Genomic DNA, 18,688 nt, shown 5'->3' with positions numbered 1-18,688 from the left:
TGGTGCGACGGAGCATGGACGGCGGCGCTGAAGTCGCGCTGAATTCAGCCGCGCTTTAACGGCAGCAGAGGATTCCCGTGATGGGGTTGGACTGTGGGAGCCGAGACGATCTCGCGGGTGCGGGCGCGTCCGGTGGTCGTCCCGATGGCGCGGCCGTTGCGCACCGCGTCGGGCTCGATCACGGCCGCCCCGCTGCTCCTGTTCGACGTGGTCACCGACGGCGGCGTGACCGGCCGCTCCTACGTGTTCGCCTACGATGCGGCGCTGCTGCCCGCACTCGCCTCCGTGGCCGGGGAGCTGGCCCCCGGGCTGGCCGGGAAGGCGCTCGCGCCCGGCGCCCGGATGCGGGAGTTCCAGGCCAGGTTCCGGCTGCCCGGCCTGCAGGGCGTCGCCGGCATGGTGGTGTCCGGCGTCGAGATGGCCCTGTGGGACGCCCTCGGCCACCTCACCGGCCTGCCCGTCGCCACGCTGCTCGGCGGGGAGCCCACGCCGCTGAGGGCCTATGACAGCTACGGGATGATCGACCCCGTCCGGGAGGAGCAGGCCCTCCGGGGCTCGGTCGAGAGCGGGTTCCAGGCGGTCAAGATCAAGCTCGGCCATCCCGACGCCGCCCGCGACGTCGAGGTGGTGGCGCGGGTCCGCGAGATCATCGGCCCCGACGTCGAGCTCATGGTCGACTACAACCAGTCGCTCACCCCGCAGGAGGCCCGCCGCCGCCTCGCCCGGCTCGACGGGTTCGGCCTCTACTGGGTCGAGGAGCCCGTCCAGGCGGAGGACCTCGCCGGGCACGCCTATGTGCGCCGCACCACGAACATCCGCGTCCAGACCGGCGAGAACTGGTGGTTCCCGGCCGGCTGCCACGCCGCCATCGCGGCGGGGGCCTGCGACTTCGCCATGTTCGACATCATGAAGATCGGCGGCTTCACCGGCTGGACCCTCGCGGCGGGCCAGGCCGAGGCGGCCTCGCTGCCCGTCTCCAGCCACCTGTTCGTCGAGGCGAGCGCGCACGCCATGACCGTCACCCCGTCGGCCGACTGGGTGGAGCACCTCGACCTCGCCGGGGCGGTCGTGCGGGAGCCCCACCGGCCGGTCGACGGCCGGATCACCGCGAGAGGGCCGGGCCTGGGCATCGCCTGGGACGACGAGGCGGTCGCGGCGTACACGCCGAGGTTTTGACCATTCCTGGATTGTGGGGAAAAACGTATTCTGCATACGTTTTTGTGATGAAGATCCTGGTCGTGGGGGCAGGAGCGGTCGGCGGCTACTTCGGCGGCCGCCTCGTTCAGGCGGGCCGAGACGTCACCTTCCTGGTCCGTCCCAAACGGGCCCGGCTGATCGGCGAACGCGGGTTGCGGATCGTGGGCCTGGGCGAGGACACGACGCTCCATCCCCGCACGATCCTGGCCGACGAGATCACCTCGACGTTCGACCTGGTCCTGGTCTCGGTCAAGGCCGCCGCGCTGCGATCGGCCATGGACGACTTCGCCCCCGCCGTGGGGCCGGACACGCTGATCCTGCCCGTGCTCAACGGGATGCGGCACCTCGACGAGCTGGCCGGGCGTTTCGGCGAGCGGCGGATCCTCGGCGGGGTCGTGATGGTCAGCACCACCGTCGACGCCGACGGCGACATCCTCCGGCTCGCCGACGTGCAGAGCCTGACCTACGGCTCCCGCACCGGCCCCCCGCCCGACGAACTGGTCGGCGTGCTCGGGGGCGCGGGCTTCGAGACCCGTCTCACGGCGGACATCGTCGGCGAGATGTGGGCCAAATGGGTGTTCATCGCCGCGACCGGCGCGGTGACGTGCCTCATGCGCGCGACGATCGGCGAGGTCGCCTCCACCCCCGGCGGGACGGAGTTCGCCCACGCGGTCGTGGACGAGTGCGCCGCCGTCGCCGAGGCCGCCGGCCACCCGGTGCCGAAGGAGTCGCTCGACGGCACCCGCAAGACGGTCACCGCCCCCCATTCGTCGCTGACGTCGTCGGCCTACCGCGACCTGGTCCGCGGCCGCCCCGTGGAGGTCGAGGAGATCTTCGGCGACCTGGTGCGGCGCGCCCGCCTGCTCGGCGCGCCGGTTCCGCTGCTCAGCCTGGTCACCCTCAACCTGCGCGTCTACCAGAGAACACGGGCATGAACCCGCGCTTCGGCGACTACCAGAACGACATCTACTCGGGCGGCCTGCACGGGCGGGTCCCCCCGCTGCCGATGGCCTTCGCCGAGCTGGAGGCCAGGGCCGAGGCCGCACTGCCGCCGTCGATCTGGTCGTACGTCGCGGGCGGCGCCGGCGACGAGCACACCCAGCGCGCCAACGTCGCCGCCTTCCGCCGCTGGGGCCTGCTCCCCCGCATGCTGGCCGGCGCCGTCGAGCGCGACCTCCATGTCGACCTGTACGGCATGCGGTTGCCCACCCCGATCTTCCTCGCCCCGATCGGGGTGGTCGGCCTGTGCGCCCAGGACGGCCACGGGGACCTCGCCACCGCCCGGGCGGCGGCCCGCACGGGCGTCCCGATGATCGCCTCGACGTTCTCCGTCGACCCTCTGGAGGACGTGGCCGGGGAACTGGCCCCGGCGCCGGGCTTCTTCCAGCTCTACACCCCGGCCGACCGCGACGTCGCCGAGAGCCTGATCCACCGCGCCGAGGCGGCCGGCTTCCGCGCCCTGGTCGTCACCCTCGACACGTGGGTGACCGGCTGGCGCCCCCGCGACCTGAGCACCGCCAACTTCCCCCAGCTCCGGGGCCACTGCCTGGCCAACTACACCACCGACCCGGTCTTCCGGTCCCGCCTGGCCCACACCCCCGAGGACGACCCCCAGGCCGCCACGGCGTACTGGGCGAGAATCTTCGGCAACCCGCTGACCTGGGACGACCTCCCGTGGTTGCGCTCGACCACCGACCTGCCGCTGCTGCTGAAGGGCATCTGCCACCCCGACGACGCCCGCCGCGCCGCGGACGCCGGGATCGACGGCGTCTACTGCTCCAACCACGGCGGCCGGCAGGCCAACGGAGGCCTGCCGGCCCTGGACGTGCTCCCCGAGGTGGTCGAGGCCGCCGGGGGCCTGCCGGTGCTGTTCGACTCGGGCGTCCGCTCGGGAGCCGACGTGGTGAAGGCCCTGGCCTTCGGCGCGACCGCCGTGGGCATCGGCCGCCCTTACGCCTACGGGCTGGCGCTGGGGGGCGCCGACGGGATCGTCCACGTGCTGCGGACGATCCTCGCCGAGGCCGATCTCATCATGGCCGTGGACGGCTACCCGACCGTCGCCGACCTGACCCCGGAAACGCTCCGGCCGGTGGTATCTGGATCATGACGCCGCGTCGACGGTCGCCTTCCGCCAGCCGGACGACACCGTGACGAGCGCCTTCGACGTGGCCGTGACCCGCCAGCGGATCTTCCAGCCGTCGGCCAGCAGACCGGCCGGCACCACCGCCTTCTTGACCCCGTTCGCCATGGTCCCCGGTTTGTAACCACCGCCCCAGATGGGCCCGGTCCCCTGGTCGGGTGCGTCCGGATCGTGCTCGATCTCGAACTCCCCCGACAGCCAGCCGCCGACGGGGTCGTCCATGACCATCACGAACCGGGGTGCCGTCGCGATGAGGGTGCTCTCGTCCGTCCAGAGGGGTTGCATGACGACCCGCCGGAACGCGGGCGCCGACGAGACGGTCATCGTGACCGTCAGTCGCGGCTGCGCCAGCTCGGTGTTCTGCGCCGACGCGAGGCGCGAGTAGCCGTCGTCGAGAGTCTCGTCAGGGTGCTGGAGGACGAACCCGTAGTTGGACGTGCCGTCGACCCACTCCTGCACGATGCCGGTGACCGGCCATTCCACCTGCTCGGCCGGCACGTCGCATCCGGCGGCGGCGATGTACGCGTCATCCGCCGTGGAGCCCGGCTTGTTGCCCCAGTGGAGGAAGCCGTCGGTCCAGGGCTCGACGACCCGCCGGACCTCGATCCCCTCACCGGTCTGGGAGCCGCACGACGGCGCGGAGTAGCTGGCGAGCCGGAGCGTGGCCGACGTGACGACGCCGGCCGGTAGCCCGGACGTGTCGAACCTCAGATAGGCCCGGCCTCTCGTGCTGTCGGGAAAGGCGCCGAGGAAGAGGAGTTCGTGGTCCGGCGGGGCCGGCATGGTCTCGTCGCTGTGCGACGCCACGCTGACGTCCTCGACGGCGGTCAGCAGAGGGAGTGCCCTCCTGCGCAGCAGGGACCGGCGTGACATCAGCGAACTCCTTGAACGGGGAGACGATTGACATTCCGGAATCACAATCGAATGGCCCGGCACCGCGGTCATGAACCCGACCGCGAAGAGGTCGGCCGCCGCGGCGACCGCCGGACGGGTGCGCCCCCGCAGGGCATCCGCCGACGGCCGCCGGGCTTGACCGGATCACTGGTCCAGGTCGACCGTGAACGTCCGCCACTCCGACTGCGACGCGAACGGCCCCCCGTTCGCGCGCACCCGCCAACGCAGCCGCCAGCCGTCCTGCAGCACCCCGGCGGGCACGGTGACCTGCGTTCGCGCCCCCGAGGCCGGGTCGTCCGGCTCGGCGCCCGACCAGATGTGGCCGGTGCCCTGCTCCGGCGCGTCCGGGTCGTGCTCGATCTCGAACGCCACGTACAACGAGTCGACGAACGGGTGGCTTGCGGTGGCGCTGAACGTCGGGGTGAGGCTCGTGGTCACCGTCACGCCGCCGGACTCCTGGGCCGGGGTCATCTCGGGTCCGGTGATCTCGGGGACGACGTCGGACAGGGTGGCGGACTGCCACGGCGACCAGGCGGAGACCGTGCCCGCCGTCACGTTGTGAGCGCGCACCCGCAGGCGGATCTGCCAGCCGAACTCCAGCAGGCCGGCCGGAACCCGGACCACCGGCTTGGGGGTGTTGGACGTCAGGGACGACATGGCGCTCCAGATCAATCCGGTGCCCTGAGCCGGGACGGCGGCGCCGGCGAGTCGTGGTTGTGGAGAGTCATGACGTGGACGTCGTCGACCGGCGCGAGGGTCTTCACGACGACGAGCGTCGGCGTGTCGGCCGTCCCGCCGGAGCCGGCGCGACGGCCGGTCCGGCCACGGTCAGGGCGGCGATCAGCACGCCGAACGCCCTCCTCCGCAGGAGGGATGGTGCAGACATCATCGAGCTCCTTGGGATGCGGAGATGATCTTTGGCATCGCGCAAGGACGCTAACAAAATCCCTGAACAATCGAAATATTGACATTCAGGAAATGAAATTCGAAAGGACCGACAAACCCCGTCTATTAATCACCGGTACGGGCCGGTCACCAGGAACCGGTCGGTCGACACGTATGCGCGTTCGCTCGTTTCCGGATTGATCAGCCGGCCCTGCGGGATGTGCGTCGCCCCCGCCCTGACCAGCAGCGTCGTGCCCGGGATGTGCGCCGTGACGCCGCTGCCCGAGTGGGTGAACAGACCGAGCGCGCGGCCCGGCGGCGGCTTCGGCGCGGCAACCTTCGTCCATTTCCCGGTGCGGTTGCGCCAGAGCGGCTGGTCGAGGCCGTAGTCGAACCACACGCCGCCCGCCCCGTCGGGTTCGATGGCGTCCGGCGCGTGGGTGCGCGGCGGGGTCAGGGTCGTCCACTTCCCGCCGCGGCGCTGCAGGACGGGCATGCGGTCTCCACCGAGCACCGAGTATCCGGCGAGCCACAGGTCGCCGCCCCTGCCCACCACGACGTCGTCGATGTTGAGGTGGCCGCGGACGTCCGCCCGCACGGGGACCGGCACCCGTTCGAGGGCGCGGCCGTTCCAGCGCAGCACGGCGGGCGTGCTGCGGCCGACCGGGGCGTGGTCGGCGGTGCCGGTCTCGAAGCGGCCGAGCACCCAGACCGTTCCCCCCTGGAAGCGGACGCCGCTGACCTTGAGGTCGGCCGGAGTGGGCACCGGGTGCCACCGCTTGCCGTCGTACCGGCTCAGCCGGTCCTTCTCCGACACCCAGGCCCCGCCGGGCACGGCGGCGAGCAGCACGTAGGCCTGCTTCGAGACCGACCGCATCGCCCGCCACCTCGTGCCGTCCCAGCGGTGCGCCCGACCGGACGTGAGCGCCCACACGTCGCCGGAGGGCGAGGCGGACAGCGCGGTGATCGCGCCGGGCATCGGCATCGGCCGCCACCGACTGCCGTCGAAGCGTTCGAGCAGGGCGGGTTGCGATCCGGCGGCCCAGATGTTCCTCGGGCCGACGGCCGCGACCGAGCTGAAGCTGTCGTGCCCCTTCTTCGGCGGGAGGGGGGCGTGCCGCCAGGGCGACGCCTCACCGGCCGAGGCCGCTCCCATGCCGCCCGCCAGCACCGCCGCGATCACGACTGCCCACACGAGCTGCCTCCATCGCCCCGGAAGGTTCCGATTATGGTGCGATCTGCCGTGTGACACGGGTGTTCCACCCAAGTGAACCGGCGAGGGAACGCCTGACCGGGTGTGAGGACGACGAGGTTTCTGGCCGCCGTGCTGGCGGTCGTCGCGGCGCTCGCCGCGTTCACGCCCGAATCCCAGTGGACGGGCGCCAAGTTCTGGGCCTGGGGGCTCAACTCAAGCGGGCAGTTCGGCGACGCGTCCACCGAGGACAGTCCCGTCCCGACGCTGGTGGGCCGGTTGCCCGGCCGTCCCCACGCGGCCCGCATCCGCCAGGTGGCGACCGGCGGCACGTTCAGCGCGGGGATCAACGACCGCGGGGTCGTGTACGTCTGGGGCGACCTCCCCGGCGTGGTCTCCTCCACCACCCCCCGTGAGGTGACCGGCCTGCCCTTCATCAGCTCCCTGTCCGTGGGCGACCGGCACATCCTGGCCCTGGACTCCGACGGCGCCGTCTGGGCGTGGGGCGACAACACCTACCGGCACCTCGGCGACGGGACGACCGTCGGCAGGCCCACCCCGATCCAGGTCCCCGGCCTGACCGGCGTGCGCAGCGTCTCGGCCGGATACCGGTACAGCCTGGCCGTCACGGCCGACGGGGCGGTCTGGGCCTGGGGCCACAACGGCTTCGCCGAGCTGGGCGACGGCACGACCGTCAACCGGCCGACGCCGGTCCGGCTCACCGGCATCTCCGGTGTGCTGACCGCGCACGCCTCCCGCAGCGGCGTGCACTCGGCCGCGCTGAGGTCCGACGGCACGGTCTGGACGTGGGGCTCCAACACCTCGGGCCAGCTCGGCATCGGGGCGGCCCCGAGGTCGTACGTGCCCGTCCGGGTGCCCGGCGTCGTGGACGCCCAGATGGTGCTGCCCGGCGAGCGGTCGACCTTCGCCGTCGCCGGGGGCCGCCTGTACGCCTGGGGCGACAACACCTCCGGCCGCCTCGGCGACGGCACGACCCTGCCCCGGCGCACCCCCGTCGTCACCCCGATCGCGAACCTGACGTGGGCCGATCCCGGCACCGGCGGCACCTCGGCCGGCGTCACGGCCGACGGGACCGTGCTGACCTGGGGCGACAACACCCACGGCGCACTCGGCACTGGTTCGACGGCCCCCTACGAGACGACCGCCCACCCCGTCGCCGGGCTCACCTCCCGGGTGAGCACGATCTCGGTCGGCCGCTCGACCACCCTGGCCCTCGTCGGCGCCCAGCCCGACCCGACCCCGACGGCCCCACCGGCGACCGTGCCCGTCCCCGACGTGACCGGCCTGTTCGAGGACACCGCGATCACCCGCATCACCGAGAACGGCCTGACCGTCGGCGCGGTGACCTACTGGGTCGACCGCCTCTGCAACGAGGTCGACCAGGTGACCGCCCAGGATCCGGCCCCCGGCGTCGTCGTGCCGCGCGGCCACGAGGTGGACATCACCGTCGCCGTCGCCCCGGACGGACCGTGTCCGTGACGAGCCGGACGGCCCCGCCGCCCCGGAACGACCAGCGCCGCCCGAAGCCGCCGCCGAAGCCGAAGAACGTCGGCGGTGCCCGTTAGGTTGACCCGGTGACGTTACCCCGCTCCGTCGAAGAAGCCGTCCACGCCGAGGCCTCCGGCCAGGCGCTCCGTTACCTCTTCTTCTGGGGCCACCGCCCACCCCGCGACGGCGGGGTGGGCGCGGGCTGCCTGAGCCAGTGGTGGGAGGCCGACTTCACCGAAGACGGCCACGTGTTCCGCTCGGCCGAGCACTACATGATGGCCCACAAGGCCTGGTTGTTCGACGACGCCGAGACCGCCGCCGAGATCCTCGCGGCGGCCCATCCGGGCGAGGCGAAGAAACTGGGCCGCAAGGTCCGCGGCTTCGACGACGACGCCTGGACCAAGCACCGCTACGCCATCGTCGTGCGGGGCAGCACCGCCAAGTTCGCCGCCCACCCCGACCTGCGCGCATACCTGCTCGGCACCCGCGACCGCGTGCTGGTGGAGGCCAGCCCCTACGACCGCGTGTGGGGCATCGGCCTGACCGCCGCCGACGAGCGGGCCGCCTCGCCGGCGACGTGGCAGGGGCTCAACCTGCTCGGCTTCGCCCTGATGGAGGCCCGGGATCGGCTGACGGAAGGGTGACCGTCATCGTCAGCCCGCCGCCCGGCGTCTCGTCCGGGGTGAGCGTGCCGCCCATCGCCTCCGCCAGCCCGCGCGACAACGCGAGCCCGAGCCCGACGCCCGCGTGGTTGTCGCGGTCGCCGAGGCGCTGGAACGGCTGGAAGACCTGGTCGTGGGCCTCGGGCGGGATGCCGGGGCCCCGGTCGACCACGCGGATCTCCACCTTGTTGTCGTGGGAGCTGGCCGTCACCAGCACATACTCGGGGCTGTAGCGGAGCGCATTGGAGACCAGGTTCGCCAGCACCCGTTCCAGCAGCGCCGGGTCGGCGGTCACCTCGGGCAGGTCGTCAGGCACGTCGATCCGCACCCGGGTGTCCTCGACCGCCCTCGGCAGCACCTCCGCCAGCGCGACCGGCTGGAGGGCCACCCCGAGCACTCCGGCCTGCAACCGGCTCATGTCGAGGAGGTTCTCCACCAGCCGGGTCAGCTTCACCAGCGACTCGTCGGCGGTGGCGAGTAGTTCGGCCTGGTCGGCGGCCGACCAGGTCACGTCGGTGCTGCGCAGGCCCTCGACCGCCGCCTTCGCCGAGGCGAGCGGGGTGCGCAGGTCGTGGCTGACGGCGGCGAGCAGGGCGGTGCGCATCCGGTCGGCCTCCGCGAGCGGCTTGGCCTGTTCGGCCTCCTCCTCCAGCCGGCGCTGGCGCAGCGCGACGGCCGTCTCGGCGGCGAAGGCCTCCAGGACGCGGCGGTCGGAGGCGCCCAGCAGGCGGCCCCTGACCGCCAGCACCAGGTTGTCGTCGATCACCACGTCGGTGTCGGCGGCCCCCGGACTCGTGCACGGCACCCCTCCGGAGGTGGCGACGATGCGCCACGCCTCGGGGTCGGCGCGGTCGTCGAGGGCCGGGGCGGCGGCGCGTTCGAGCAAAGTCACCGAGGTCAGGCCGTAGGTCTCGCGGAGGCGGGCCAGCAGGGAGGGCAGCGCCGCCTCGCCGCGCAGCACGTGGCCCGCCAGGGTCGACAGCACCTCGGCGTCGGCGCCCGCCATGGCGGCCTCGCGGGTGCGGCGGGCCGCCAGGTCGACGACCAGGCTCACCATGACGGCGACCAGGACGTACACGAAGAGCGCGAGCAGGTTCTGCGGGTCGGCGACGGTGATCTTGTCGACCGGCGGGGTGAAGAAGTAGTTCAGCAGCAGGAAGCCGACGACGGCGGCCGTGATCGCCGGGGACATGCCGCCGACCAGGGCGACCATCACGACCAGCAGCAGGAACAGCAGGATCTCGCTGGGCAGAGCGAGCAGGTCGCGCAGCGGGTAGACGACGGCGGTCAGCACGGGCATGCCGACCAGCGCGGTGGCCCATCCGGCGAGGCGGCGGGTGCGGGTCAGCGCGGCCCGCGAGCCGGGCCGGGGCAGGCCCCTGCGGGCCTGCTGATGGGTGATCATGTGGACGTCGATCGACCCCGACCGCGCGATCGTCTCGGCCCCCACCCCGCGGAAGAGGATCTGGGCCAGCCGCCCGCGCCGCGAGGCGCCCAGCACGAGCTGGGTGGCGTTCACCCCGCGCGCGAAGTCGAGCAGCGCCCGGGGCACGTCGTCGCCGACGACCTGGTGGTAGGTGCCGCCGAGCGCCTCGACCAGGGCCCGCTGCCGGGCCAGGTGGGCGGGGTCTCCCCCGACCAGGCCGTCGCCCTGGGTGACGTGAACGGCCAGCAGGTCGGCGCCCTTGGTGCGGGCGGTCACCCGGGCCGCGCGGCGGATCAGGGTGTCGCCCTCGGGCCCGCCGGTCAGCGCCACGACGACCCGTTCGCGGGCCTCCCACGTGGTGGCGATGCCGTGTTCGGCGCGGTAGCGGTCGAGCTGGTCGTCGACCCGCCCGGCCACCCAGAGCAGCGCCAGTTCGCGCAGCGCGGTCAGGTTGCCGACCCGGAAGTAGTTGGACAGCGCCGCGTCGACCTTCTCCGGGGAGTAGACGTTGCCGTGGGCCATGCGGCGGCGCAGCGCCTCGGGCGACATGTCGACCAGCTCGATCTGGTCGGCCCGGCGGACCACCTCGTCGGGCACCGTCTCCCGCTGGGGCACGCCGGTGATCTCCTCGACGACGTCGTTGAGCGACTCCAGGTGCTGCACGTTCACCGTGGTGACGACGTCGATCCCCGCGTCGAGCAGCTCCTCGACGTCCTGCCAGCGTTTGGCGTTGCGCGACCCCGGCACGTTGGTGTGCGCGAGCTCGTCGACCAGGGCGACCTTCGGGCGGCGGGCGAGCACGGCGTCGACGTCCATCTCGGTGAACCGGGTCCCCCGGTACGCCAGCTCCCGGCGCGGCACCTCCTCCAGACCGGCCAGCAGCGCGGCCGTCTTGGCGCGGCCGTGCGTCTCGACCAGGCCGACCACGACGTCGCGACCGCGTTCGGCGGCGCGGCGCCCCTCGCCGAGCATGGCGTAGGTCTTGCCGACACCCGGGGCGGCGCCCAGGTAGACGCGCAGGCGGCCCCGGACCGTCATCCGCCGAGGTCCAGATCGCGTGCCAGGGCGTCACCCATGAAGCCGAGAGCGGGGACGTCGGTAGGGCGGCGGATGAGGGAGCGGACCTCCTCGACCGGGCGGCCGCGTTCCCTCGCGACGCGGGCGGCCGGGAGGCCGGCGTACCTGACCGAGATGTGCGGGTCGAGGCCAGGCCCACCGGCCGTCACCGCGTCCGGCGGGATCGTCCAGCCGGCCGCATAGTTCTGTCCCATTTGGGCGCATTCGACGTTCACTCCCTGATATTCGGTCATGAAGGGCACCGCCGGGCACGCTTCGTTCACGACGAAGGCCGTCAGCACGACGAGGACGAGGTCACCCCACATGGACGTGCGGCCTCCTCAGTGGATCGGGCTCGGCGAGCCGCAGCACCTCGCGGGTCAGCGGCGGCACGTCGCCGCCGCCGAAGATCAGGTAGCGGAGCATCGCGTTGATCGGGTTGCCCTCGGTCCAGTGGAAGTAGATGTTGGGCACCCGGCCGGTCCGGTCGCGCAGGTAGAGCAGCAGCGCGGCCAGCGCGTTGGCGACGGTCGAGCTCTCGACGTTCAGCACCTTGTGCCCGAACCGCTCCTCGCCCCGGACGTAGAGCTCGGTCTCGAACTCCGAGGCGTCGTTGACGGTGACCTCGACGAACATCGCCTGCTCGGAGCTGCGCAGCCGGTGCATGAACCAGTTCTCGCGCAGCTTGTCGTTGTACTCGGCCTGGTCGCGGCGCTGCGGTTCGTTGGCGATGAGGTGCAGCTCGCCGGCGCAGCACTCGTTGACGAACTCCTCGGCCAGCGGGTCGAGCCGCACCCGCGTCACCCGCAGCTCGGTCGACCGGGTGGCCCGCGAGATCAGCGACGTGACCACGATGGCCACGATGAAGAACCCGGCGATCTTGACCCCGTCGGGCCGCTCGATCACGTTGTCGACCAGCGTGTACGTCAGCACGGCGCTGATCAACCCGAAGGCCCGCGCGGCCCCGCGCCGTCCCTTGGCCCGGGTCGACAGGCAGCTCGCGACGGCCGCCGACAACATCAGCACCAGCACGCCGGTGGCGTACGCGCCCGCCTGCTGGTCGACGTCGGCGTCGAAGATGAAGGTGATCACGAACGCGATGACGGTGAGGATCAGCACCAGCGGCCGGACCGCCGAGGTCCACTCGGGGGCCATGCCGTAACGCGGCAGGAACCGGGGCACCAGGTTGATCAGGCCGGCCATCGCCGAGGCTCCGGCGAACCAGAGGATGGCGATGGTGCTGACGTCGTACAGGGTGCCGAACCACTCGCCCAGGTAGGCGTGCGCGAGGTAGGCCAGGGCCCGGCCGTTGGCCGTGCCGCCGGGCTGGAACTCGTGCGCCGGGATCAGCAGGGTGGTCACGAAGCTGCTCAGGATCAGGAACACGCTCATGATGAGGGCCGCGGCGGTGAGCATCTTGCGGGCCGACCTGATCCGCTGCGGGATGTCGCCCCGGATCACGGGCATCACCGCGACCCCGGTCTCGAACCCCGACAGGCCCAGCGCCAGCCGGGGCATGACCAGCAGCGCCACCCCGATCATGGCCAGCGGGGAGGCGTGCCGGGCCTCCAGCAGCCGTTCCCACTGGGCGAACACGGCCGGATTGGCCACGACGTGCTCGACGGCCACCGCCACGACCACGGCGTTCAGCGCCAGGTAGAGCGCCACGAGGACGGTCGCCACCCCGACGGCCTCGGTGAACCCGGCCAGGAAGATCGCCCCCAGGGCGGCCAGCAGCACGAGCGTGATCGGGATCTCCTGGCCGTCGAGCCAGCGGGGCGCGAAGGGGTTCTCCACGATGTGGGCGGTGGCGTCGGCCGCCGACAGGGTCATGGTGATGACGAAGTCGGTGGCGGCGAAGCCGAGCAGGCAGAGCACGAAGAGCTTGCCCTGCCAGGCCGGGATGAGCCGTTCGAGCATCGCGATGGACCCGGCGCCGCGGGGGCTCTCCCCGGCGACGTACCGATAGACGGGCAGCGCCCCGAACAGGGTGAGCACGACCAGGAACAGCGTCGCGACCGGCGACAACGCGCCCGCCGCGAGGGCGGCGATGCCCGGCTGGTAGCCCAGGGTGGAGAAGTAGTCGACGCCGGTCAGGCACATGACCCGCCACCAGGCGTGCTTCTCCGCCGGGCCCTGCTCTACGTGGCTCCGGTCGGCCGTGAGCCCGTTCAGGAGCCACCCCCGCAGGGCCACGGCCACCCCCCTCATCTGTGGAGGGGGAGATTTCTCATGATCGCAGGTGGCCGTCGAAGAAGCCGACGGGGGTGGCCTGTTCGCGGTGGGGGACGCCGTCGAGCCGCCCGCCCAGGGTCTGGGTGAAGGCGAGGAAGCTCTCGAAGCGCATCAGGATCTGGAGGTCGTCGGTCGTGACGACGTGGACGAAGGTCAGGCCGTCGTCGAGCCGGTAGGACTGGTAGGTGATCCCGCCGGGCCGCTCCCGGGCCAGTTCGGCGAAGACCTCCTGAAGGAGGCGCACGTTCTCCTCCGCCTTCTCCTGGTCGGCGACGCGGTAGCGGATGATCTGGGTCGGCATGAGCGGACCCTATCGAGTGGAGTCACGGGCGCCCCATTTCGCCGGAAATACTCCTCTTTCCAGGAGGCTTCGGGAGCGATCTTGGAAAAACTGTCGGCAGGACGTGACAGAGTGTCGTCATCCGAAAACCTGTTCGAAGGAGCTCGCATGCTCACGACCGACTACCTGCCGGGCGCCCCCTGCTGGGTCGACCTCGGCTCGCCCGACACCGACGCCTCGACCACGTTCTACGCCGCCGTGCTCGACTGGGACTTCCAGTCGGCCGGCCCCGGCTCGGGCGGCTACGGCTTCTTCCTCCACGACCGCAAGATCGTCGCCGCGGTCGGCCCGCTGACCGAAGAGAGCACCAGCTCGGCCTGGACGATCTACTTCGCCACCCCCGACGCCGACGAGACCGTGGCCCGCGCCGAGAAGGCCGGCGGCACGATCAGGGTCGCCCCCTACGACGTGTTCGACCAGGGCCGCACCGCCGCGCTGACCGACCCGGCCGGCGCCGACTTCGCGATCTGGCAGGGCCGGGCCCGCAAGGGCCTCGACGCCGTGACCGAGCCGGGCAGCCTGGGCTGGACGGAACTCTACGTCGCCAGCCCGCCCGCCGTCGCGCCCTTCTACGCGGCGGCCCTCGACCACCAGTCGATCGAGGCCACCGTCGCCGGCGTCGGTTACACCACGATCCGGCTGCCGGGCGGCGACCGCCCGACGATCGGCGGCGTGATCACCCTCAACCCCGGCACCAAGCCGTTCTGGCTGCCCTACTTCGAGGTCAGAGACGTCGACGCCGCGGTCGAGGCGACCGTCACCGAGGGCGGCACCATCCTCGACCCGCCCGTCTCGGTCGAGACCGTGGGCCGGTTCGCGGTCCTGGCCGACCAGTTCGGCGCCCGCTTCGCGGTGATCACCAGCAGCTGAACCGGACGATTTAACACTGGGACCTCCCGTTTCACATCGTGTTCACAAACGGGCAACGGACCCGAAATGGCTTCTTGGCAATCTCGGCGTGGCGGCCAATCAACGCGGTCCGCCTCCGAGGAAGGGAAAGACGTTGGCGTTCAAGGCCGAGTACATCTGGATTGACGGCACTGAGCCGACCCCGAAGCTCCGGTCCAAGACCAAGGTGCTGGCGGACGGTGCCGAGCTCCCCACCTGGGGCTTCGACGGTTCGAGCACGAACCAGGCCGAGGGTCACGCCTCCGACTGCGTGCTCAAGCCGGTCTTCTCGTGTCCCGACCCCATCCGGGGCGGCGACAACGTCCTGGTGCTGTGCGAGGTCTACAACGTCGACGGCTCGGCCCACCCAACCAACACCCGCGCGCTGCTGACCCCGATCGCCGAGCGGTTCGCCGACCAGGAGTCGTGGTTCGGCATCGAGCAGGAGTACACGTTCTTCAAGGACGGCCGCCCCTACGGCTTCCCGGTCGGCGGCTTCCCCGGCCCGCAGGGCCCCTACTACTGCGGCATCGGCGCCGACGAGGTCGTCGGTCGTGACATCGTCGAGGCCCACATGGACGCCTGCATCGAGGCGGGCCTGGCGATCTCCGGCATCAACGCCGAGGTCATGCCCGGCCAGTGGGAGTTCCAGATCGGCCCGGCCGGTCCCCTCGAGGTCTCCGACCACCTGTGGATGGCCCGCTACCTGCTCTACCGGATCGCCGAAGACTACGGCGTGTCCGCCACCCTCGACGCCAAGCCCGCCAAGGGCGACTGGAACGGCGCCGGCGCCCACACCAACTTCTCCACCAAGGCCATGCGCGAGGGCTACGACGCGATCATCGCGGCCTGCGAGGCGCTCGGCGGCGAGGGCAAGGTCGAGGAGCACATCGCCGGCTACGGCTTCGGCATCGAGCAGCGCCTCACCGGCCACCACGAGACCGCGCCCTACAGCGTCTACAGCTACGGCGTCTCCAACCGCGGCGCCTCGGTCCGCATCCCGTGGCAGGTCGAGGTCGACAAGAAGGGCTACATCGAAGACCGTCGCCCCAACGCCAACGCCGACCCCTACGAGGTCACCCGCCTGCTGGTGAACACCTGCTGCTCGGTCCTCGAGACCAAGGGCCTCGTCTAACCCAAGGCCACGACTTCGGCCCCTCCGCGCATCAGCGCGGAGGGGCCGCGTCCGTTGGCCCACATCCGCAGACCCGGGCAGCCGCAGACTCCAGCGGCCGAAATCCGGGAATCGGGCATGCCCCTGGTTGCCCGTTCGCGCCAGAAGCAACGGCGTCGCGCAAGAATCAGGCGGGTGCCCGTCACGATTTGCATGACTATGCGTTGAATGCGGCGGTGATGCGGGTTAATGCCGGGCATCGTTTTCGCCGTCGCTGTAAAGTCGCTGTGAGATACCAGGCAAGTGATCATGGTGCCGCCGATGAATGATCATTCTGCCCCCCTGGTCGGCCGGCGGGACGTGCTGAATGATCTTCGGGGGTCGCTGGACGCGATCGTGAGCGGAGAGTTCCGGCTGCTCGCGCTCGTCGGTGAGCCCGGAGCCGGGAAGACCCGGCTGCTGGCCGAGCTCGAACGGCTCGCCGGGGAACGCGGCTGTCTCACCCTGTGGGGCAGGGCCGCCGAGTTCGAGCAGGTCATGCCGTTCTCCGCGCTGGTCGACGCCCTCGACGGCCACCTCGACGACACCCGCCACGAGCACCTGGGCCACCAGGACACGCCCGGTCCGCACGACCAGGGCGCGTCTCCCCAAGCCGGGCATGACGCCCAGTTGCTCGCCTCCGTCTTCCCCGCCCTGGGCGCCACCGCCGAGCCCTCCGACGACGTGTCGGCGCTCGCCCGCTATCGCCTCTACCGGGCCGTCGCCCAGTTGCTCGCGCGGATCGCCCGCCCGAATGGGTTGGTGCTGGTGCTCGACGACGTCCACTGGGCCGACGACGCCACGATCGAGTTCCTCGACCACGTCAGCCGCCACTCCCCCAAGGCGCCGCTGCTGGTCGTGGTGGCCTACCGGCCGAAGCAGGCCCCGCCGCGGCTGGCGCTCGGCGGGTCGCGCGTGACGATCGGGCCGCTCTCGGAGGAGGAGGCCGGGGAGCTGCTCGGACCGAACGTGAGCAGGAGCCGCAAGAAGGCCCTGTACGACGCCAGCGAAGGCTACCCCTTCTATCTGCAGGCCCTGGCGAGGGTCGAGGCGGGCGACTTACCCGGCTCCAAGAACGACGCGCTCGCCCTGGAGCTGCGCGACCTGTCGGGCGACGCGCTGATCGTCGCCCAGGGCGCGGCGGTGGCCGCCGACGAGTTCGAGGCCGGTCTGGCCGCCGTGGCCGCCAAGGTGCCGCTGTCCACCGCCCTCGACGCGCTCGACGAACTGGTCGACCGCGACCTGGTGCGGCCGGGCGCGGGCGGGCGGTTCCGGTTCCGTCATCCGCTGGTGCGGCAGGCGGCGTACGAATCGGCCAAGGCCGGGTGGCGGCTCTCGGCCCACCGCCGGATCGCCGAACGGCTGGCCGAGGTCGACGCCCCGGCCCCGCTGCGCGCCGTCCACGTGGAACGTTCGGCGGCGTTCGGCGACCGTGACGCGGTCGACGTGCTGGTCACGGCCGCCCGCCAGGTGGCCACCACCGCCCCGGCGACCTCGGCCCACTGGCTCCAGGCCGCGCTCGGGCTGCTGCCCGACACCACCGACCGGCTCGACCTGCTGCTGGAACTGGCCCGCAACCAGACCGTCAGCGGACGCCTCACCGAAGCCAGGAACACCGCCTACGAGGTGCTGCGGCTGCTCCCCCGCGACGACTACGGCCGCCGGGCCCAGGCCGCCCGCTTCTGCGCCCTCGTCGAACGGCTGCTCGACCGGCCGGGCGAGGGCCGGGCCGTGCTGGTGTCCGAGCTGCGGGAGATCCCCGAGCCGCGCCTCCCGGCGGCGCTGCCGATGCGGTTGCGCCTGGTGGCCGAGAGCCTGATGCGCGGCGACCACCGCGCCGCCCAGGCGGTGCTCGACTTCATGCCCGACGACGGCGACGACCCGGGCCTGCGGCTGGCCATCGCGATGTTGCGCCCGATGACCGCCTACGCCGGACACCGCGTCGAGGAGGCGCTGCGCCACGTCGCCGCCGCGCAGGCGCTGGCTGACGCCACCCCGGAGATCCACCAGCTCGCCTGGATGGACACGGTCGCCTGGATGTGCTGGTCGGAGATCTGGCTCGGCCAGCACCGCCCGGCGCTGGCCCGGTTCGAGCAGGCCATCGCGGCGGTGAAGGCGACCGGGCAGACCTTCATCCTGACCAACATGCTGGCCGGGCTGGCCCGCCTCAACGGCGTGCTCGGGCGCATCCCCGAGGGCCAGATCGCCGCCGAGGAGTCGGCCGAGATCGCCCTGCTGCTCAACTCCGGGTACGCCCGCGTGGTCGCCATGGCCCAGCAGAGCCTCCTGGCCGGCGCGGCGGGCGACGACGAGGACGCCATCCGCCTGGGCCACGAGGCCGCCACCTCCGGCGTCAGCGTCAGCGAGTGGCCGGGCGCGCAGGCCCGCTTCGCCTACGCCACCGCGCTGGCCAACTCCGGCCGCATCGACGAGGAGGCGATCGCCGCCGTCGAGGAGGACTTCGCGGGCGACCGGCTGGAGGAGTTCAGCATGCTCGCCTTCTGCGAGACCATGGCCTGCGCCCACGCCGCCAGGAACGAGCCGAAGGAGTCGGCCGCCTGGGCCGAGCGGGCGGCCACGATGATCCGTCCGGAGCTGGAGCTGACCGACGGGCTGGCCCGGCTGGCCCGCGCCCACGCGACCATCGGCCCGGAGGCCGAGGAACTGGCCCTGACCGCCGCCGAGATCCTCACCAAGGCCGGCCACCGGCTCGACGCCGGGCGCGCGCTGCTGCGGGCGGGCGTGGCGTGCGTCGACGGGGGACGCAAACGGGCCGCCCTGCCGCACCTGGAGGCGGCCCACGAGATCTTCACCGCCTGCGGCGCCCGCGGCATGGCCGCCGCCGCGGTGCGGGAGCAGCGCCGGGCCGGCAAGCGGGTGGCGGCGGCGCGGGCCACCGGGGCCCACGGGCTGACCGGGCGCGAGCTGGAGATCGCCCGGCTGGTCGCCGAGGGGTGCAGCAACCAGCAGATCGCGGCCCGCCTGCACATCTCGGTGCGCACCGTCGAGACCCACCTGACCAGGGCGTTCGAGAAGCTCGGGGTGACCTCTCGCGGCGGCATGACGGCCGCGCTCGGCCAGCTCGGCTGAATGTACGAGTTTTCCACGATG

The 18,688-nt window shown here is 72.2% G+C and carries 16 protein-coding genes; 8 read left to right on the top strand and 8 right to left on the bottom strand.

The window, feature by feature from the left end; genetic code table 11:
• Positions 1-93: 93 nt before the first annotated feature.
• From GT755_RS41040 to GT755_RS09475, 3 genes are read left to right on the top strand one after another with little or no spacing between them, the layout of a single operon-like run.
• A complete protein-coding gene (locus tag GT755_RS41040) occupies positions 94-1,176 on the top strand; it encodes an enolase C-terminal domain-like protein (RefSeq protein WP_161479301.1) in 1,083 nt (360 codons plus the stop codon).
• Positions 1,177-1,223: 47 nt separating this feature from the next.
• Positions 1,224-2,132: a ketopantoate reductase family protein gene (locus GT755_RS09480; RefSeq protein WP_161479300.1), complete on the top strand. Its 909-nt coding sequence runs from the start codon at positions 1,224-1,226 to the stop codon at positions 2,130-2,132.
• Positions 2,129-3,304 carry an alpha-hydroxy-acid oxidizing protein gene (locus GT755_RS09475; protein ID WP_161479299.1) on the top strand — a complete coding sequence of 392 codons (1,176 nt, stop codon included), beginning with the start codon at positions 2,129-2,131 and terminating at the stop codon, positions 3,302-3,304. Before GT755_RS09480 ends, GT755_RS09475 begins: the two co-directional genes overlap by 4 nt.
• Here GT755_RS09475 and GT755_RS09470 read toward each other — a convergent pair.
• The 4 genes from GT755_RS09470 to GT755_RS09460 form a co-directional block, all read right to left on the bottom strand.
• Positions 3,299-4,210, bottom strand: coding sequence for a DNRLRE domain-containing protein (locus GT755_RS09470; protein ID WP_161479298.1), 912 nt, complete (start codon positions 4,208-4,210; stop codon positions 3,299-3,301). The two genes, GT755_RS09475 and GT755_RS09470, sit on opposite strands and share 6 nt — an antisense overlap.
• Positions 4,211-4,375: 165 nt before the next feature.
• Entirely contained in the window at positions 4,376-4,888 is a 513-nt protein-coding gene (locus GT755_RS09465; protein WP_161479297.1) for a hypothetical protein, read from the bottom strand.
• Positions 4,889-4,991: 103 nt separating this feature from the next.
• Positions 4,992-5,117 carry a hypothetical protein gene (locus GT755_RS40480; protein WP_268903140.1) on the bottom strand — a complete coding sequence of 42 codons (126 nt, stop codon included), beginning with the start codon at positions 5,115-5,117 and terminating at the stop codon, positions 4,992-4,994.
• 129 nt (positions 5,118-5,246) lie between these two features.
• Positions 5,247-6,311, bottom strand: a complete 1,065-nt coding sequence (locus GT755_RS09460) for a ligand-binding sensor domain-containing protein (protein WP_161479296.1) — start codon at positions 6,309-6,311, stop codon at positions 5,247-5,249.
• Positions 6,312-6,413: 102 nt separating this feature from the next.
• On the opposite strand from GT755_RS09460, the gene GT755_RS09455 reads away from it, so the two are divergent.
• Both GT755_RS09455 and GT755_RS09450 read left to right on the top strand, forming a co-directional pair.
• Complete coding sequence (locus tag GT755_RS09455; RefSeq protein WP_161479295.1) at positions 6,414-7,808, top strand: RCC1 domain-containing protein; 1,395 nt, start codon at positions 6,414-6,416, stop codon at positions 7,806-7,808.
• A gap of 95 nt (positions 7,809-7,903) precedes the next feature.
• Positions 7,904-8,461, top strand: coding sequence for an NADAR family protein (locus tag GT755_RS09450; RefSeq protein ID WP_161479294.1), 558 nt, complete (start codon positions 7,904-7,906; stop codon positions 8,459-8,461).
• Here the strand turns inward: GT755_RS09450 and GT755_RS09445 are convergent.
• Genes GT755_RS09445 through GT755_RS09430 form a run of 4 tightly spaced genes read right to left on the bottom strand, consistent with a single transcriptional unit; the run spans position 8,406 to position 13,497 of the window.
• Positions 8,406-10,943 (bottom strand): sensor histidine kinase, encoded by a 2,538-nt coding sequence (locus GT755_RS09445; protein WP_161479293.1) that lies wholly within the window; start codon positions 10,941-10,943, stop codon positions 8,406-8,408. The two genes, GT755_RS09450 and GT755_RS09445, sit on opposite strands and share 56 nt — an antisense overlap.
• Positions 10,940-11,287 (bottom strand): potassium-transporting ATPase subunit C, encoded by a 348-nt coding sequence (locus GT755_RS09440; RefSeq protein WP_161479292.1) that lies wholly within the window; start codon positions 11,285-11,287, stop codon positions 10,940-10,942. The genes GT755_RS09445 and GT755_RS09440 overlap by 4 nt, the downstream gene beginning before the upstream one ends.
• Positions 11,277-13,172, bottom strand: coding sequence for an APC family permease (locus GT755_RS09435; RefSeq protein WP_161479291.1), 1,896 nt, complete (start codon positions 13,170-13,172; stop codon positions 11,277-11,279). The genes GT755_RS09440 and GT755_RS09435 overlap by 11 nt, the downstream gene beginning before the upstream one ends.
• A gap of 19 nt (positions 13,173-13,191) precedes the next feature.
• Positions 13,192-13,497 carry a hypothetical protein gene (locus GT755_RS09430; protein ID WP_161479290.1) on the bottom strand — a complete coding sequence of 102 codons (306 nt, stop codon included), beginning with the start codon at positions 13,495-13,497 and terminating at the stop codon, positions 13,192-13,194.
• A gap of 147 nt (positions 13,498-13,644) precedes the next feature.
• On the opposite strand from GT755_RS09430, the gene GT755_RS09425 reads away from it, so the two are divergent.
• The 3 genes from GT755_RS09425 (at position 13,645) to GT755_RS09415 (ending at position 18,667) form a co-directional block, all read left to right on the top strand.
• Entirely contained in the window at positions 13,645-14,406 is a 762-nt protein-coding gene (locus GT755_RS09425) for a VOC family protein (protein ID WP_161479289.1), read from the top strand.
• A gap of 133 nt (positions 14,407-14,539) precedes the next feature.
• Positions 14,540-15,559 carry a glutamine synthetase GlnII gene (gene glnII, locus GT755_RS09420; RefSeq protein WP_161479288.1) on the top strand — a complete coding sequence of 340 codons (1,020 nt, stop codon included), beginning with the start codon at positions 14,540-14,542 and terminating at the stop codon, positions 15,557-15,559.
• Between the two features lie 300 nt (positions 15,560-15,859).
• The gene (locus tag GT755_RS09415; protein ID WP_161479287.1) at positions 15,860-18,667 is read left to right on the top strand and encodes a helix-turn-helix transcriptional regulator; all 2,808 of its coding nucleotides are present in this window, start codon (positions 15,860-15,862) and stop codon (positions 18,665-18,667) included.
• The last annotated feature ends 21 nt before the right edge of the window (positions 18,668-18,688 follow it).

The sequence above is a fragment of the Herbidospora solisilvae genome (genome assembly GCF_009901565.1).
Lineage (GTDB): Bacteria > Actinomycetota > Actinomycetes > Streptosporangiales > Streptosporangiaceae > Herbidospora > Herbidospora solisilvae.
This window is presented reverse-complemented; position numbering and strand designations above follow the sequence as displayed.

What these genes read in the sequence shown, in the direction of transcription:
- GT755_RS09470 (WP_161479298.1), bottom strand. Translation starts at nt 4,210, where the DNA reads ATGTCACGCCGGTCCCTGCTGCGCAGGAGGGCACTCCCTCTGCTGACC.
- GT755_RS09440 (WP_161479292.1), bottom strand. Translation starts at nt 11,287, where the DNA reads ATGTGGGGTGACCTCGTCCTCGTCGTGCTGACGGCCTTCGTCGTGAAC.
- GT755_RS09480 (WP_161479300.1), top strand. Translation starts at nt 1,224, where the DNA reads ATGAAGATCCTGGTCGTGGGGGCAGGAGCGGTCGGCGGCTACTTCGGC.
- GT755_RS09435 (WP_161479291.1), bottom strand. Translation starts at nt 13,172, where the DNA reads ATGAGGGGGGTGGCCGTGGCCCTGCGGGGGTGGCTCCTGAACGGGCTC.
- GT755_RS09475 (WP_161479299.1), top strand. Translation starts at nt 2,129, where the DNA reads ATGAACCCGCGCTTCGGCGACTACCAGAACGACATCTACTCGGGCGGC.
- GT755_RS09425 (WP_161479289.1), top strand. Translation starts at nt 13,645, where the DNA reads ATGCTCACGACCGACTACCTGCCGGGCGCCCCCTGCTGGGTCGACCTC.
- GT755_RS09465 (WP_161479297.1), bottom strand. Translation starts at nt 4,888, where the DNA reads ATGTCGTCCCTGACGTCCAACACCCCCAAGCCGGTGGTCCGGGTTCCG.
- GT755_RS09415 (WP_161479287.1), top strand. Translation starts at nt 15,860, where the DNA reads ATGAATGATCATTCTGCCCCCCTGGTCGGCCGGCGGGACGTGCTGAAT.
- GT755_RS40480 (WP_268903140.1), bottom strand. Translation starts at nt 5,117, where the DNA reads ATGTCTGCACCATCCCTCCTGCGGAGGAGGGCGTTCGGCGTGCTGATC.
- GT755_RS09430 (WP_161479290.1), bottom strand. Translation starts at nt 13,497, where the DNA reads ATGCCGACCCAGATCATCCGCTACCGCGTCGCCGACCAGGAGAAGGCG.
- GT755_RS09445 (WP_161479293.1), bottom strand. Translation starts at nt 10,943, where the DNA reads ATGACGGTCCGGGGCCGCCTGCGCGTCTACCTGGGCGCCGCCCCGGGT.